The sequence below is a fragment of the Roseospira navarrensis genome, from assembly GCF_009601025.1.
Taxonomy (GTDB): domain Bacteria; phylum Pseudomonadota; class Alphaproteobacteria; order Rhodospirillales; family Rhodospirillaceae; genus Rhodospira; species Rhodospira navarrensis.
This window is the reverse complement of sequence record NZ_WIVE01000012.1, coordinates 37,038-52,776: the sequence shown is the minus strand read 5'-3', so window position 1 is coordinate 52,776 and position 15,739 is coordinate 37,038. Positions and strand designations below refer to the sequence as shown.

Here is a 15,739-nt window from a genome sequence, read left to right as displayed (position 1 = left end):
GGCGCCGCCCGCTTGGCTTTCGTGGGTCGGGTCCGCGCGGTATGCTGGCCATCCAGCAACAGAGGGACCACGAGACATGCGCGCCGAAGCCTGCCCCGCCCTGTCCATCGCGGCGGCGCACCTGAGCGCCGGGCGCCGGAGGGCGCTGACCCCGGCGACCCTCCGTCTCGCCCTGAAAGGCGAGGCCACCGAGGACTGGACGAGCCACCTGCGCGGCTTCCTGGAAGACGTGCGCGTCGAGACCATCCACGACATCGTCCTGGACACCGATGTGACGTTCGAGGACTTGGCGAAAATGGCCACGGCGCTGCGGGTGGAGGGGGAGACGGTTGACTGGATCCGCGAGATGGCCGGAGAGCCGGTGGCGCGCCCTGCTTGAGCGGCTGATGCCGGCGCTGCGCGCGCTTCCGCCTGAGGTGACGTGGACGCTGGGCGGGGGCACCGCGCTTGCCCTTACGCTGAACCACCGCGTCAGCTATGACATTGACGTGTTCTTCGAGACGGCGAGTGCCCTTCGCCTGTTGTCGCCGCAGCGGAATGCCTTGGTCCGGGCGCTGTCGGACCGATGGCAGGAACCCGGGAACTATCTGAAGATCGAAGGCGCCGACGGCGACATCGATATTCTCGTGGCCATGACCCTGACCGAGGAGGCGACCCGGTCCTTTATGCTGGATGGGCAGGCGGTCGCCGTCGAAACCCCAGCCGAGATCCTGGCCAAGAAATTCCGGTATCGGGGATCGATGTTCCAGGTGCGCGACATCTTCGATGCGCTGGCGATCGTGGACGGGAGCCCGACGGACTTCGCACAGGCGGTCCGTGCCGATCCGGGCGGTGCGCGCAGGGCACGGGATCGCATCGCCAGGATCGCGCCTCGGTACCGGGAGGAAATCGGCGAGGCCGTGAACCCGACGGAAACCGGGGCCGCGCTGCTGGACCGCGACCCGATGACCGTGGTCGACGCCATCACGCGGAGCCTGAACGCCTAGCGATCTTCAGCAGTACGCCACCGTTTCCGCCTGCCTCACCGCCCCGCGAACTTGACCGCCTGCTTGGCCGCCGCGATCAGGGCCTGGGCCTTGTTCCAGCACTCCTGGCGCTCGGACTCGGGATCGGAGTCCGCCACGATGCCGCCGCCGGCCTGGATGTGCACCACGCCGTCCTTCACCAACGCGGTGCGCAGCGCGATGCAGGTGTCCATGTTGCCGTCGGCCGAGATGTAGCCGACCGTCCCGGCGTAGAAACTGCGGCGCACCGTCTCCAGTTCCTCGATGATCTCCATGGCGCGCACCTTGGGCGCGCCCGAGACCGTGCCGGCCGGGAAGCCCGCCATCAGCGCGTCCATGGCGTCCTGGCCCTGGCGCAGCGTGCCGACCACGTTGGAGACGATGTGCATGACGTGGCTGTAGTACTCGACGAAGAATCGGTCCGTGACCTTCACCGTGCCCACCTCGGCCACCCGGCCCACGTCGTTGCGGCCCAGGTCGAGCAGCATCAGGTGTTCCGCCAGCTCCTTAGGGTCGCCCAGCAGGTCGGCGGCGTTGGCGGCGTCCTCCGTCGAGTCCTTGCCGCGCTTGCGGGTGCCGGCGATGGGGCGGATCGTCACCGCGCCGTCGCGCAGCCGGACCAGGATTTCCGGGCTCGCGCCGACGATCTGATAGCCGTTCATGTCCAGATAGACCATGTACGGCGACGGGTTGGTGCGCCGAAGCGCGCGGTACAGGCTGAACGGCGGCAGCTTGAAGGGCAGGGTGAAGCGCTGCGACAGCACCACCTGGAAGATGTCGCCGGCCATGATGTAGTCCTTGGCGCGGCGCACCTTGGCCTTGTAGTCCTCGGCGTCCATCATCGGCGTGGCTTCGGGCTCCGGCTCCGGATCGGCGGCCAGCCGCGCCAGCGGCAGCGAGCGGTCCAGGTCGGCCGCCACATCGGCCAGCCGCTCCCGCGCCAGCGCCAGCGCCGCGTTGGCGTCCACGCCGTGGCGGGGCCAGACCGGCGTCGCCAGCGTCATGCGGTGCTGGATGTTGTCGAAGGCCACCATCACCGTGGGGCGCATGAACACGCCGTCGGGCACGTTGATGGGGTCGGGGTTCTCGTCCGGAACCCGCTCCACCAGCCGCACGGTGTCGTAGCCCATGTAGCCCACCAGGCCGGACATCAGGGGCGGCAGTTCCGGCGGCAGGTCGATGCGGCTTTCCGCCACGATCCGGCGCAGCGAGTCCAGCGGCGCGGCGTCGTCGGGAACGAAGGCGTCCAGGTTGTGGCGGGCGTCGCGGTTGATCTCCGCCGACTGCCCGCGGCAGCGCCAGATCAGGTCCGGCTTGAGGCCCAGGAACGAGTACCGCCCGCGCACCGCGCCGCCCTCCACGCTGTCCAGCAGGAAGGCATAGGGCCGCGTTTCGCAGATCTTCAGGAAGGCCGAGACCGGCGTCTCCAGGTCGCCCACCAAATGGGTCCACACCACCTGCGCCCGGCCGGCCATGTAGGCGGAGCGGAAGTCGGCGAGGCTCGGTAGCGTGTCCATGGTCTCGGGGTCCCTACTGGAAGGCGGATTCGATGACGGCGCGGTTGATCTCGACGCCCTGCTGGCGCGACAGCGCGTCGGTGAAGACGATGTACAGGTCGTTGGCCATGGCGTTGGTCACCGCGTCGCGTGTGGCCTCGCGCGTTTCGGCGGCGGTGCCGCCACTGTTGCGGACCTCGGCGAGTTGGACCACGTGGACGGCGTCGGCGGTCTCGACAATGCGGGTTTCGCCCTCGTCGAGCGAGAACAGGGCCTGCACAAGCGCCCGGGGCGGGGCTTCCGCGCCCTCGGTGATCGGCGCGCCGTTGCGGCGCACCGCCGGCAGCATCGCCGGCGCCGCCGTGCCGACGGCCTCGGCCGCGCCCTGCAGCGTGCGGCCCTCCCGGGCGGCGGCCTGCACGGCTTCGGCGGTCTCGCGCAGGATGTCCGTCTTGCGCGCCCGCGCCCACAGCTCCACCACGCCGTCCCGCACCGCCTCCAGCGGACGCGGCGCGGCCGGGGTCACGCCGTCCACGCGCAGCACGAAATAGCCGGTGTCGGTTTCCTGCATCAGCGTGGTCTCGCCGGCTTCGCGCGAGAACGCGGTGTTGAGGAAAGCCGGCGCCTCGGGCAGGTCCGCGACGGGCGTGCCGGCGGGCGAGCGCCCCTGACGGTCCACGGCCGGGATCTCCAGCAGGGTCAGGCCCAGGGTCTCGGCGGCCTCTTCCAGGGTAGCGCCGCCGCCCAGCGTGTCGTCCAGGTCCACGGACAGGTCGTACAGGGCATCGCTGGCCTGGGCGCGGATCAGGTCCTCGCGGATGTCGTCGCGCACGGCGTCCAGCGTCTGGACATCGCCGGGCGTGATGGCGCGCACGACGAAGACATGCCAGCCGAACGGGCTCTCCACGGGGTCACTGACACCGCCTTCGGCCAGGGCGAACACCGCCTCAGCCTGGGCGGCGGGCAGGGCGTCGCGGGTCACTTCGCCCAGGTCGATGGGGGCGGGGGCCCCGGCTTCCGCCGCGGCCGCGTCCAGCGGGTCGCCGCGCCGGACGGCGTCGGCGACGGCCTGCGCGGTCTCCTGGTCGTCGGCGAGCACCTGCGCGACGGTGCGGGTGTCCGGCGTGGTGAAGGAGTCGAGCCGCGCTTCGTATTCGGCCTGGATGGCCTCCTCGCTGATCGAGACCAGCGGCCGGGCGTCGTCCAGGCCCAGCACGATGGCCGTGACGGCGCGGTACTCCGGCGCGGTGAAGGCCTCGATGTTGTCCTGATAGATCGCGTCCAGGGCGGCGGCGTCGGGCGCGCCGGTCGGCTCAGGGGCCTCGGCGAGGCGGAGCGAGACCACCGTGCCCACCCGGGCTTGGTTGCGGTGGCGGTCCAGGTCCGAGATCACCGACTCGGACATATGCGCGCCGGCGGCGACCGGGCCCATCAGGGCCTGTCGCACCAGATCGCCGCGCACCTGCTCGGCGAAGCGGGCCTCGGTCAGGCCGTTGGCGGCCAGCACGTTCTCGAACAGCGCGCGGTCGAACGACCCGCTGGCATCGTGAAAAGTGGGATCGTTGGTGATGGCGCGGGCGACGACGGAATCCGGCGCGGTCATGCTCCAGGCGCGGGCGGCCTGGGTCTGGGCGACCTCGGTCACGACGCGGCCGATGGCGCGGTCCAGAAAACCGAGCTGGATCGCCTGCTCGGCCGTGAAGTCCGAGCCCAGGCGCTGGCGCAACTGGTTGACCTCGCGGTTGAATTCGTTGCGCAGGGCGGCGGTGCCGATTTCGGTCTCGCCCACCACGATCGCCGGCGGCGCGTCGCCGCCCCCGGTGATGAAGTCGCCGATGCCCCAGGCGCCGAAGCTGACGATCAGCAGGCCCAAAAGCCCCTTCGCCAGCCAGGATTTCGAGGCCTTCCGAAAACTGTCAAGCATGCCGCACCCGCACCTGCGTCCGGTGAATACAAGGGGGCCCGCGAACGGGGCGCGGGCCAATGGGCGCGCATCTTAGGGGGCGGCACCCCCGATCCGCAACACTCATACCCACCGGCCCATCGGCCCGTTCAAAACGCACCGGGTGCATGCTACACACGGCGCACCATATCTGACCCGTACAACCCACCGAAAAACCGCCAGGAAGGGGAGATGACATGAACGCGAGACGTCCGCTGATCGCCGGCAACTGGAAAATGAACGGCCTGCGGGCCGATGGTCTCGCCCTGGCGAAAGGGCTCGCCAACTGGCTCGTTGGCGATGGTAGCGCCCACGGAGACCGCTTCGACCTGCTCGTCTGTCCGCCCGCGACCCTGGTCGCGCCGGTGGCGGATGCGCTCAAGGGCACCGGCCTGGCGGTCGGCGGTCAGGACTGCCACGCCGCGGAAAAGGGGGCCCACACCGGCGACATCAGCGCCTGGATGCTGAAGGACCTGGGCGCGACCCACGTCATCGTCGGCCATTCGGAGCGGCGCACGGACCACCATGAGGACGACGACACGGTCCGGGCCAAGGCCGAGGCCGCGCTGGCCGCCGGCCTGACGCCCATCATCTGCATCGGCGAGATCGAGGCGGAACGCGACGCCGGCCAGGCGCTGCAGGTGGTCGCGCGCCAGTTCAACGGCTCGCTGCCCGAAGGCGCGACGGGAACCAACGTGGTGATCGCCTACGAGCCCGTCTGGGCCATCGGCACGGGCCGTACGCCCACCACCCAGGATGTGGCCGAGATGCACCAGCGCATCCGCGAGGAAGCGCGCGGCCGCATGGGCGATGGCGCGGACGCGCTGCTGATTCTCTACGGCGGCTCCGTCAAGCCGACCAATGCGGCCGAACTGATGGCCGTGGCCGATGTGGACGGCGCGCTGGTCGGCGGCGCCAGCCTGAAGGCGGCGGACTTCCAGGCCATCGCGCTGGGGTGCCCCTGACGCTGTCCCGGCGTCCGGCGGTCCGGCCGGACGCCCTTCTTTGCCGTCGCGGGTCAGGCCTGAAACCCTCCCGACCTCCCCCATGACGGGGGGCGGAGTCCGGGCATCGTGAACCCGTAGCCCAGCTTTTCCGTGACGACCCAAAAAAAGCCCGGGGCGGATGCCCCGGGCAAGAGGAGGGAGGAACGCGCCCGACGGCGCTCTGTCTCCGGTCCGGCGGGCCCGGGCCGTGGGCCCGCCGGGTCCGGGTCATGGTCGGCCTTAGATCGACTGCGATCCGCGACCGAATTCGGGATAGGCCTCCAGGCCAAGCTCCGCCTTGTCGAGACCGAGCGCCTCTTCCTCTTCGGAAACCCGGATGCCCATGGTCACCTTCAGGATCATCCAGATCACGAAGCTGGCGATGAAGACGAAGGCGCCGATGGAGACGATGCCGAGGATCTGGGCGCCGAAACTCGTGCCCTCGTTGGTCAGCGGCACGGCCAGGGTGCCCCAGATGCCGCACACCAGGTGGACCGGGATCGCACCCACCACGTCGTCGATCTTCAGCTTGTCCAGCAGCGGGACGGTGACGACCACCAGCACGCCACCGATGCCGCCGATCAGGATCGCCATGATCGGGGACGGGGTCAGCGGCTCGGCGGTGATCGAGACCAGACCGCCCAGCGCGCCGTTCAGCGCCATGGTCAGGTCAACCTTGCCGTACATGGCCTGGGTCATGATGATCGCCACGACCACGCCGGCGGCGGCGGCCAGGTTGGTGTTCATGTAGATGGTGGCGATGGAGATGACGTCGGCGGCGCTGCCCATGGCGAGCTGCGAGCCGCCGTTGAAGCCGAACCAGCCCAGCCACAGGACGAAGGTGCCCAGCGTGGCCAGCGGCAGGTTGGCGCCCGGCATCGGGTGCACCTTGCCGTCCGGACCGAACTTGCCGGCGCGCGCGCCCAGCAGGATGGCGCCGGCCAGCGCGGCCCAACCGCCCGTGGAGTGCACCAGGGTGGAGCCGGCGAAGTCGCTGAAGCCGGCCTCGTACAGCCAGCCCGCGCCCCACTGCCAGGAGCCCTGGATCGGGTAGATGACGCCGGTCAGCACGACCACGAAGATCAGGAACGGCCACAGCTTGATGCGCTCGGCCAGGGTGCCGGAGACGATCGACGCGGCGGTGGCGACGAACACCATCTGGAAGAACCAGTCGGAGGCGGCGGCATAGCCCGCGGCGTCGCCGGTGTAGGCCCCGTCTGCGGTGATCGCGTCCTCGGCGCCCCAGGGCATCGGAATGCCGAAGAACCCGCCGTCCACGCCGTTGTACATCAGGTTGTAGCCGATGACCCAGTACATCAGGCCGGCGATGGAATACAGCGCGATGTTCTTCGTCAGCTGCATGGTGGTGTTCTTGGCGCGGACCAGACCGCCTTCCAGCATGGCGAAGCCGGCGGCCATCCACATCACCAGGAAGCCGTGCACCAGGAACGAGAACGAGTTGAAGATGAATGCCGTTTCGGCCGGCACCGGCAGGGCGGCCTCGACCGCCTCGGCGACCTCGGCGGCCTCCTGCGCCATCGCCGGCCCGGCCATCGCCAGGGCCGACGCACCGGCGAGCGCGGCGAGCGCGATTTTCGTCGTGTAGCGAGTCATACTGGGTCCTCCTAGAGCGCGTCTGCGTCCGTTTCGCCGGTGCGGATGCGCACGGCCTTTTCCACGTCCATGACGAAAACCTTGCCGTCGCCGATCTTGTCGGTGCGCGCAGCCGCGGTGATGGCCTCGATCACGCGTTCGGCCATGTCGTCCGCCACCACGATCTCGATCTTCACCTTCGGCAGGAAATTCACCTGGTATTCGGCGCCGCGATAGATCTCGGTCTGGCCTTTCTGCCGGCCGAATCCCTTCACCTCAGAGACCGTCAGCCCCTGAATCTCCAGCGCGCCGAGGGCCTCGCGGACCTCGTCGAGCTTGAAGGGCTTGATGATGGCCATGATCAACTTCATTGCCTGTACCCCTAGTGGAACGTCTGTGGTGAGCCGCCGTCGGCCGTGCCCTGGTGTGGCGCACGCCCCCCCGGCGTTCTGCGATGCAATAATCAAGGATCGTGCCAACCCGGCGCTGCAGGGTGAAAAGCACGCAGAATCAAGGGGCTATCACGGCTGAATGCGGGCGTGCATTGGAAGCATGCCAGCTATGAGGCAATGTGCTGAATAAAAAAAGGGCCATGATGAGGCCCTTTTGCATAATTTGTGTGCATGGATTGCGCGGAAGGCGGCCCGTACCGCCGCAACACCGTGCGGGCCGGCGCGCCTCATGGCGCGAAAACAAAAGGTTCATCACGGATCATCGGGGCAATGGGGCGCCGCTGGACCTTTCGTCGGGCGCAGACCGAACGCCCTCGCCCCTGCCGGGGGTGAGGAGTCCGCGCACCATGACCCCACGACCCCGGACATCCGTGATGAACCAAACAAAGCTGCGATGCGTTCTGCTCACCAAAGCTTGGCCCTGAGTCTTACTTGAACACCACCGTCTTGCGGTCGTTCATGAACACGCGCCGTTCGCAGTGCCAGCGCACCGCCCGCGCCAGCACCACGGTTTCCACGTCGCGGCCCATGCGCACCAGTTCGTCGCCGGTGTGGGTGTGGTCCACGCGCACCACCTCCTGCTCGATGATCGGTCCCTCGTCCAGGGCTTCGGTCACGTAGTGGGCCGTGGCCCCGATCAGCTTCACGCCGCGCGCGTGGGCCTGCTGATAGGGGCGGGCGCCCTTGAAGCTGGGCAGGAACGAGTGATGAATGTTTATGCAACGGCCACTCAGGGCGGCACTCATCTCCTCGGACAGCACCTGCATGTAACGGGCCAGCACCACCAGATCGATGTCCTGCTGCGCGATCAGGTCCAGCAACCGGCGTTCCTGCTCGGCCTTGGTCTCGGGCGTGACGGGCAGGTGGTGATAGGCGATGCCGTGCCACTCGGCCAGATCGCGCATGTCGTCATGGTTGGAGACGACGGCCGGGACCTGAATGTGCAACTGCCCCGACTTCCAGCGGTGCAGCAGGTCGTTCATGCAGTGGCCGAACCGCGACACGGCGATCAGCACCCGGGGCGGGCGGCTGGCGTCCACCAGCGCCCACTCCATGCCGAAGTTGGTGGCGACGGTCTGGAAATGCGCCTGCATGGTCGGCAGGTCCGGCATGTTGGGATGGCCGGCGCGGAACACGCAGCGCATGAAGAAGCGGCCGGTGAGCGGGTCGCCGTAGCTGTGGGATTCCGTAATGAAGCACTGATGGCCGGCCAGGAAGCCCATCACGGCGGCCTGGACGCCGAGCCCGTCCGGGCACTGCAGGGTGAGGATATACGGGATCGAGGGATCGGCGTTCATGGCGGGCACTCTCGGGCAATGGGGATGGGCCGAGGCGCCTTCGTGCGGGCGCCCGCCCTTCCTCTACGCCGAGTCGTGGCCCGGGGAACAGGGATAAGATCTAGGGATGTCCGGACGCTCAGGCGCGGCCGGCGACAGTGGTGTCCGCGGCGGGCCACAGGCCGCCGCGCAGGCTGTCCATGAAGCCGTCATAGAAGCAATCCGGCTCGACGCCCAGGACCGCGCCCAGCCGCTCGCGGTCATCGTCGCTCAACAGGGACTGTCCGGCCTCGGCGGCGCGGAGGTGGTCCGCTGGCAGGCCGCTGGACGCGGCCAGGTCCGCCACGCCAAGCCCCCGCTGTCCACGGAGCCGCGCCAGGGTGACGCCCATGTGCGCCCGGATCAGGTGATTCAGATCCAGCATCTGGGACTGCAAGGCCGCACCTCCGACGATAGGTAGCAAACGCCCTCAAGGCTGTCCCAAAGTGTACCCGGTCCCATGAAACGTGTCCCGGACAATGCCCCCCAAGCGGCGAAAAGTCACACCGACTCGCGCCCATCGCGGCAGCGCCGGGACGGCAACCACGATGGCGGAGTGTCCTGAGCGGAGAACCTTGCGGGCTGCTAAACCCTTGGCGGAGAACGCGTTGTTCCGGAGGGTGTCGAGCGCCGGGCCGCGCGGCCGGGGCGGTTACGAGTCGTCGCGCGGATAGACGATGACCGACAGCATCCGGATCGGCAAAACCCGCAACTCTTCCGGTCCATGGGGCGACTCGGCATCGAAAAAGAGCGAGTCGCCGGGCTTCAGGTCATACAGCTTGCTGCCGTGCCGATAGCCGGCCTCGCCCTCGATCATGTAGATGAACTCCAGCCCCGTGTGCTGGAACACGGGGAACACCTCGGACTCCTCGGTCATGGTGACGAAGTACGGCTCCATGATGATCGGTTTGCCTACGGTATGCCCGAGAAGCTGGTACTGGTGCCCGGCCCGCGTGCCCCGGCGCTCGATGGTCAGGCCTTCGCCGGCGCGCACGTGGGTGGCGTCGCGCTGTTCCTCGAACTTGCGGAAGAACGCCGTCACCGGGACGTTGAGCGCCACCGACAGCCGGTGCAGCGTGTTGAGGGACGGCGAGGTCTGGCCGTTCTCGATCTTCGACAGCATGCCGGCGGACAGGTCGGCGTGTTTCGCCAGATCCACCACCGTCATTTCCATCAGGGTGCGGAATTCCCGCACCTGACGGCCGATGGCGAACTCCAGGGTGTTCTCGCTGGTGTCGGCGGCGCCGTCCTGTTCCGGTTGCGACGCATCGCCGTCGCCGGTGGCATCGGCCGGCCCGGGCTTCGGTGCGCGTGACATACAACTCTCCCATGCAGCGGATGTTGAACTCCATTCAACCACCCTAACAGGAACCACAGGGGAACCAAAGGGGTGGGGTGCGCGGCCGCGCCGACCCGTTTTCCTGACAGGAAAACCTTTCGCCGCCCCGGCGGTGGACGCTATACCAGCGCCCGGCGCGGGTGGGGCCATGCTCCGCGCGCGCCCGTTTTGCACGCAAACCCCGTGCCCGCCAGCCGGAGACCCGCCATGACCGCCGATATCATTGATGGAAAAGCCTTCGCCGCCGGCCTGCGCGCCCGCATTGCGACCGAGGTGGGCGGTCTCGCGACCCGGGGCCTGGTGCCGGGGCTGGCGGTCGTCCTGGTGGGCGAGGACCCGGCCAGCAAGGTCTACGTGGGCAGCAAGGAACGGCTGGCCCGCGAGGCCGGCATGATCTCCACCGTCCACCGCCTGCCGGCCGACACGGCCCAGGCCGATCTGCTGGCCCTGATCGCCACCCTGAACGCCGACCCGTCCATCCACGGCATTCTGGTGCAATTGCCGCTGCCGGCCGGTCTGGACCCACAGGCGGTGGTGATGGCCATCGACCCGGCGAAGGACGTGGACGGCCTGCATCCGATCAACGTGGGCAACCTGACCATCGGCGCCCCCGCGCTGGTGCCCTGCACCCCGTCGGGCTGCATGATGTTGCTGCGCGACCGGCTGGGAGACCTGTCCGGGGCGCGCGCGGTGGTGGTGGGTCGCTCCGGCCTGATGGGCAAGCCCATGGCGCAGCTACTGCTGGCCGCCAACTGCACGGTGACCGTGGCCCACTCACGCACGCGGGACCTGTCCGAGGTCTGCCGCACGGCCGACATCCTGGTGGCGGCGGTCGGGCGGCCGCGCATGATCGGTGGCGACTGGATCCGGCCGGGTGCCACGGTGATCGACGTGGGCATCAATCGCCTGCCGCCGGAGCCGGGCCAGGAGAAGGGCCGTCTGGTGGGGGACGTGGACTTCGACGCCGCCCGCGCGGTGGCCGCCGCGATCACGCCGGTGCCCGGTGGCGTCGGCCCCATGACCATCGCCTGCCTGCTGGACAACACGGTCGAGGCCGCCTGCCGCGCGGCCGGGCTGGAGCGCCAGCGGGCCTGAGGCGCGCCGGACCTCATACCGCGCCACGGTGAGGATGACTCCTTAGACACAGGGTCGCTGCAACGATCTGTCAGGATGCGTCTTTGTTTTTATCGCCGCAGCGCCCCTTTGGGGCGCGCGGCTCCGCCGCTTCGCGGCGCCGACCCAGTCGGGCCGGTATCAGGTCCGCAGAAGGATTGTGCAGCGCATGGGCTGGTCGAGCAGGATCGTCCCGTCCTCGTCGCGGGGCAGGTCGGACAACACCTGCTCGAAGTGGCCGCGCAGGCCGGCCTCGTCGGCCTCGAACGTGGCCGCGCGCCCCGGGCTGATGCGCACCTGCTGCTCGCGCCAGGTCTCGAAGTCGCGCTTTTTCGAGACGGTGACGTACTCGAACTCCCGATCCAGGCTCAGCGGGATGTCCTCCGCCCGGGCCGCGTCGTGCAGCGCGCGGTGGGCCAGGGCGCGAACCTGGATCTCGTCGTCCACCGGCTTGCCCAGCTCGTAGTTGGCCCCCCGGGCCACCGGCTCGAACGCCACCACGCGTCCGCCCGGGCGGGTGATCCGCGCCGCCTCGGCCACGGCGGGGGCCATCAGATGCTCCGGCACGTGGTGCAGGCTGTTGAAGAACAGCGCCACGTCCTGGCTGCCGGCGTCCAGCGGCACGGCCTCGGCCCCGGCGGAGACATACCGCTCGCCGCCCACGGGCGGGGTCGCCTTGGCCTTGTCGAGCTGGCGCGGGTTCGGATCGCAGCCGACGACCGTTGCGCCCTCGCCGGTCAGGAAGCGCACCCAGGTGCCGTCACCGCAGCCGAGGTCGGCGATCCGCAGACCTTCGATGGGCGCGAGAACCTCGCGCATCATGGCGCGGCTGCCCTTGACGGGCAGGCCGCGGGACAGGGTTTCGGGGATCAGGGGCATGTCGGTCATGGAACGCGGCGATCCTCGCTCAGGGCGGTGATGACGGAGGTGTGAAGGGAAGGGGGGCCGTGGTTACAAATTCGGCCGTTCCGGCCGATACTGGACGCGGTTGGCGTGCTCGAAGCCTTCCACGTACTGGGACAACTCCCGTCGGCGGGTCTTGGCGGCCTCGATCTGCTGGATCAGGCCCGCGTCGGGCTTGCCCTGGGGCACGGTCTCCTGCGGCCCGGAGGGACCGGCGGAGGCCGGGCCGCCGGCGGGATCCGTCGCCCCCGGCGCGCGCTCCAGGAACTGCCGCAGGTTCAGGCACTCGATCACGTCCGCGCAGAAGGTCAGCACCGTGTTCGGGCGCGCCTGGTGCTGCTCGCTATGGCGCACGGCGACGGAGAACGAGCCCGTCCGGCCGCCCTTGCGCTCCAGCACGGCGGCCCGCAGGTAATCCGGGAAGGGTGTGAATACGACGGCGGTCTGGCTGTCGTGCTGCACCACGATGTCGTCCGAGGTGATGTCCCCGAACAGGCCGCTCGTGGCCGCGCGCAGCGTCTTTTCGTCCAGGTCGGCGCCCTCGGCCAGTTTTTCGATGGCGCGCACGGTGTCGGAATCGTGGGTCGCGAAGACCGTCTGGCCGCCGACGTGCAGGGACGCCCAGTTGTCCCGGTTAAATCGTCGCTCGTAAGAGGATACCTTGCGGTTCCATAACGCCGTCCAGTCCGGCGGATAGGGCGGGTCCGGTTCGAACACGCCGGGGTCGCGCAGGAATCGTTCCGCCACGGCGGCGGCCAGTCGCAAGGTGCCCGAAATGTTGTGCCCGCGCACCACCGCGCCGATGGTCCGGTCGCCATCCGACATGTCCATGGTCAGTCGGTTGCTTTTCAGCACAAACCCGTCCGCCCGCGTTCCGTCCGGCGCCGCAGGTCCGGCAAAGCGGTGGATGCTGGATTTTTCCCGATAGAGCGTAATGGGGCCGATCGAGGCCATTGACCTGGGCTTCGTCCGCGCGTTGGGTGGCAGGGGCGTGCAGGCCCGGACTGGACCCCGGGCGCCGGCACGGCGTTGCCCCGTATACTCCCGGTATTTTTCAAAGGTGTCCACTCTCAAGAGGCCCGGTATGGCGAAAGACGGCGACACGCCGCATTGCGCCTCGACAGTCGTGGTGGTGCTGGGCGCGGCCGTGCGGCCGGACGGGACCCTGAGCGTGGCCATGCGCCGCCGCGTCTCGCGCGCCGTGCGAGAGGTTCGGGCGCGTCCCGGGGCGCGTCTGCTGCTGTCGGGCGGGCGGGGCAAGCGGCACCCGCCCGGGGTGCCGTCCGAGGCCCGGCTGATGGCCACCCTGGCCCGCGAGTCGGGAGTGGCGGCGGAGGCGCTGCTGCTGGAGGAGGTCTCCGGCAACACGCTGGAGAATGCCGTTCACGGTCTGGCCTTGATCCGGGCACAGGGTCTGGTTCCGGCCGCACTCGTGCTGGTGACCGACGAGACCCATCTGCGCCGCGCGCTGTGGTGCTTCAGGCGTGCGGCGCGGGTGCAGGGCGCGCCGGTGACGGTCGAGGGTGTGGCCGTGCGGATCGCCAGTCCGCGCGTGCGCGCCGTCGCCGCATTCTGGGAGACGCTGGCCCTGATGCTCTATGCGGGGCGGCTGGCGCGGCGCCGTCGCCTTGTTGCGCCGGTTGTTGCGCCGGGCGGGGCCGGGCATGATGGCCGGCCCGCCAAGGCCGCGCCCGCGACCGGAGCACCGGCCCAGACGCGGGTCCCATCGCCCCCCAGACCGGAGGATCCGACCCAGCCATGACGTCTTCGCCGCCGACGCCGCGCCCCCTGGAGGGGGTCCGGGTGCTCGATGCCGCCACCTTCATCGCCGGCCCGTTCTCGACCGCGATCCTGGCCGAGTTCGGGGCCGAGGTCATCAAGGTGGAGCAGCCCGGCACCGGGGACTCGTGCCGTCAGTTCGGCACCCGGACGGAGCGGGGGGACAGCCTCGTGTTCCTCAGCGAGGCGCGCAACAAGCGGTCTGTGACCCTGGATCTCAGGAAGCCGGAAGGCGCGAAAGTTTTCAAGGCATTGGCCGCCCAGTCTCATGTCGTGTGCGAGAGTTTTCGTCCCGGCACCATGGAGCGCTGGGGTGTGGGCTGGGCGGACCTGCGCGCGGTCAATCCCGCGCTGGTGATGCTGCGGATCAGCGGCTACGGCCAGGACGGCCCCTATGCCGACCGGCCCGGCTTCGCCCGCATCGCCCACGCGGTCGGCGGCCTGACTCACCTCGCCGGCATGCCGGACGGCCCGCCGGTGACCCCGGGATCCACGTCGCTGGGCGACTACATGACCGGCCTGTTCGGCACGGTCGGGGTGCTGATGGCCCTGCGCCACGCCGAGCGCACCGGCGAGGGCCAGGAGATCGACATCGCGCTGTACGAGTCCGTGTTCCGGGTGCTGGACGAGCTGGCGCCGCGCTATGTCCGCGACGGCACCGTGCGCGGTCGCGAGGGCGCGGGCACGCTCAACGCCTGCCCGCACGGCCACTTCGAGTGCGCGGACGGCGCCTGGGTCGCCATCGCCTGCACCAGCGACCGCATGTTCGTCCGGTTGACGGAGGTCATGGGCCGGGCCGATCTGGCCGAACGCTACGGCACCACCGCCGCCCGGCTGGCGGACCGGGCGACGGTGGACGGCGTGGTTCAGGCCTGGACCCGCTCCATGCCGCGCGACCAGGTCGTGCGCGTCTGCACCGACGGTCATGTGCCCTGCGGTCCGATCAACACGATTGCGGATATCCTTGACGATCCGCATTTCGCCGCGCGGCGCAATCTGGTCGAGATCCTGGCCGAGGGCGTCGGTCCCGTGACGCTGCCCAACGTGCTGCCGCGCCTGTCGGCGACGCCCGGCCGCATCGACCACGCCGGCCCGGCGCTGGGAGCCGATACCGATACCGTGCTCGCCGACCTGCTGGGTCTGTCCGAGGCGGAGCGGGCGGCCCTGCGGGCCGACGGCGTGATCTGATCCGCGCCGCTGTCGGAGTCGTCCGGTCAACTTTATGGGTTCTCCCCTGGAATCCGGGTCAGGTGGCACCTAGTGTCTGAGGGACGGCAGCGCTGCGACCGGCGCGGCGGCCGTCCCGAACGTCTTCTGGTCCGGACCGGCGACGGTGTTGCCGCCGTCCGGACGTCCTCCCACCCTGTCACCGATACCCAATCATTGGAGGTCACCCCATCATGTCCAGCGAGGGACTCCACGCGCCGCGTGAACGTCTGTCCCGGGAGACACTCTCCCTGCACCATGCCATCGTCTCCATCATGGAGGAGCTTGAAGCGGTGGACTGGTACCGCCAGCGCGCCGACGACTGCGAGGATGCCGCCCTGCGCGAGATCCTGCTCCACAACATGCGCGAGGAGATGGAGCACGCCTGCATGGCCCTGGAGTGGCTGCGGCGCAACAACCCGGACTGGGCCGAGTACATGCAGACCTATCTGTTCACCGAGGCCCCCATCACCGAGGTCGAGGAAGAGGACATGGGCCGCGCGCCGGGCTCCAACGGCGGCGGCGGTGACGGCGGGTCGGCGCCCGCCGGCGGCGCCGGACGCGGCGGCTTCACCATCGGCGCCATCAGCGACAACGGGGAGGGCTGAGA

Annotated in this window: 16 protein-coding genes; 7 read left to right on the top strand and 9 right to left on the bottom strand. The window is 69.5% G+C overall.

The genetic code is table 11. The features are described from left to right. The first annotated feature begins 76 nt into the window (after positions 1 to 76). Positions 77 to 379, top strand: coding sequence for a hypothetical protein (locus GHC57_RS06020; protein ID WP_153342206.1), 303 nt, complete (start codon positions 77 to 79; stop codon positions 377 to 379). Between the two features lie 7 nt (positions 380 to 386). Next, positions 387 to 986, top strand: coding sequence for a nucleotidyl transferase AbiEii/AbiGii toxin family protein (locus GHC57_RS06015; RefSeq protein WP_153342204.1), 600 nt, complete (start codon positions 387 to 389; stop codon positions 984 to 986). A gap of 35 nt (positions 987 to 1,021) precedes the next feature. Here GHC57_RS06015 and trpE read toward each other — a convergent pair whose 3' ends face one another. Next, a complete protein-coding gene (trpE, locus tag GHC57_RS06010; protein ID WP_153342202.1) occupies positions 1,022 to 2,521 on the bottom strand; it encodes an anthranilate synthase component I in 1,500 nt (499 codons plus the stop codon). Positions 2,522 to 2,534: 13 nt separating this feature from the next. Beyond that, a complete protein-coding gene (locus tag GHC57_RS06005) occupies positions 2,535 to 4,424 on the bottom strand; it encodes a peptidylprolyl isomerase (RefSeq protein ID WP_153342200.1) in 1,890 nt (629 codons plus the stop codon). Positions 4,425 to 4,639: 215 nt separating this feature from the next. On the opposite strand from GHC57_RS06005, the gene tpiA reads away from it, so the two are divergent. Beyond that, positions 4,640 to 5,407, top strand: a complete 768-nt coding sequence (gene tpiA, locus GHC57_RS06000; RefSeq protein WP_153342198.1) for a triose-phosphate isomerase — start codon at positions 4,640 to 4,642, stop codon at positions 5,405 to 5,407. 261 nt (positions 5,408 to 5,668) lie between these two features. Here tpiA and GHC57_RS05995 read toward each other — a convergent pair whose 3' ends face one another. The 5 genes from GHC57_RS05995 to GHC57_RS05975 all read right to left on the bottom strand — a co-directional run bounded on the left by GHC57_RS05995 (position 5,669) and on the right by GHC57_RS05975 (position 10,107). Beyond that, the gene (locus tag GHC57_RS05995) at positions 5,669 to 7,042 is read right to left on the bottom strand and encodes an ammonium transporter (protein WP_153342196.1); all 1,374 of its coding nucleotides are present in this window, start codon (positions 7,040 to 7,042) and stop codon (positions 5,669 to 5,671) included. A gap of 11 nt (positions 7,043 to 7,053) precedes the next feature. Then, positions 7,054 to 7,392, bottom strand: a complete 339-nt coding sequence (locus GHC57_RS05990) for a P-II family nitrogen regulator (RefSeq protein ID WP_153342194.1) — start codon at positions 7,390 to 7,392, stop codon at positions 7,054 to 7,056. Between the two features lie 509 nt (positions 7,393 to 7,901). Further along, positions 7,902 to 8,771 carry a formyltetrahydrofolate deformylase gene (gene purU, locus GHC57_RS05985; protein ID WP_153342192.1) on the bottom strand — a complete coding sequence of 290 codons (870 nt, stop codon included), beginning with the start codon at positions 8,769 to 8,771 and terminating at the stop codon, positions 7,902 to 7,904. A gap of 118 nt (positions 8,772 to 8,889) precedes the next feature. After that, a complete protein-coding gene (locus GHC57_RS05980) occupies positions 8,890 to 9,186 on the bottom strand; it encodes a helix-turn-helix domain-containing protein (protein WP_153342190.1) in 297 nt (98 codons plus the stop codon). 255 nt (positions 9,187 to 9,441) lie between these two features. Beyond that, positions 9,442 to 10,107, bottom strand: a complete 666-nt coding sequence (locus GHC57_RS05975; protein ID WP_153342188.1) for a helix-turn-helix domain-containing protein — start codon at positions 10,105 to 10,107, stop codon at positions 9,442 to 9,444. A gap of 228 nt (positions 10,108 to 10,335) precedes the next feature. Here GHC57_RS05975 and folD point away from each other — a divergent pair, with 228 nt between their 5' ends. After that, entirely contained in the window at positions 10,336 to 11,223 is an 888-nt protein-coding gene (folD, locus tag GHC57_RS05970; protein WP_153342186.1) for a bifunctional methylenetetrahydrofolate dehydrogenase/methenyltetrahydrofolate cyclohydrolase FolD, read from the top strand. Positions 11,224 to 11,382: 159 nt separating this feature from the next. Here the strand turns inward: folD and GHC57_RS05965 are convergent, their stop codons facing one another. Continuing rightward, a complete protein-coding gene (locus tag GHC57_RS05965) occupies positions 11,383 to 12,129 on the bottom strand; it encodes a class I SAM-dependent methyltransferase (RefSeq protein ID WP_153342184.1) in 747 nt (248 codons plus the stop codon). Between the two features lie 63 nt (positions 12,130 to 12,192). Then, the gene (locus GHC57_RS05960; RefSeq protein WP_153342182.1) at positions 12,193 to 12,999 is read right to left on the bottom strand and encodes a hypothetical protein; all 807 of its coding nucleotides are present in this window, start codon (positions 12,997 to 12,999) and stop codon (positions 12,193 to 12,195) included. A gap of 229 nt (positions 13,000 to 13,228) precedes the next feature. Here GHC57_RS05960 and GHC57_RS05955 point away from each other — a divergent pair, with 229 nt between their 5' ends. The 3 genes from GHC57_RS05955 (at position 13,229) to GHC57_RS05945 (ending at position 15,737) form a co-directional block, all read left to right on the top strand. Next, a complete protein-coding gene (locus GHC57_RS05955; RefSeq protein WP_170294715.1) occupies positions 13,229 to 13,906 on the top strand; it encodes a YdcF family protein in 678 nt (225 codons plus the stop codon). After that, positions 13,903 to 15,111: a CaiB/BaiF CoA transferase family protein gene (locus tag GHC57_RS05950; RefSeq protein WP_153342178.1), complete on the top strand. Its 1,209-nt coding sequence runs from the start codon at positions 13,903 to 13,905 to the stop codon at positions 15,109 to 15,111. Before GHC57_RS05955 ends, GHC57_RS05950 begins: the two co-directional genes overlap by 4 nt. Positions 15,112 to 15,323: 212 nt before the next feature. Beyond that, on the top strand, positions 15,324 to 15,737 hold the full coding sequence (locus tag GHC57_RS05945) for an encapsulin-associated ferritin-like protein (protein WP_246152158.1): 414 nt from the start codon (positions 15,324 to 15,326) through the stop codon (positions 15,735 to 15,737). The last annotated feature ends 2 nt before the right edge of the window (positions 15,738 to 15,739 follow it).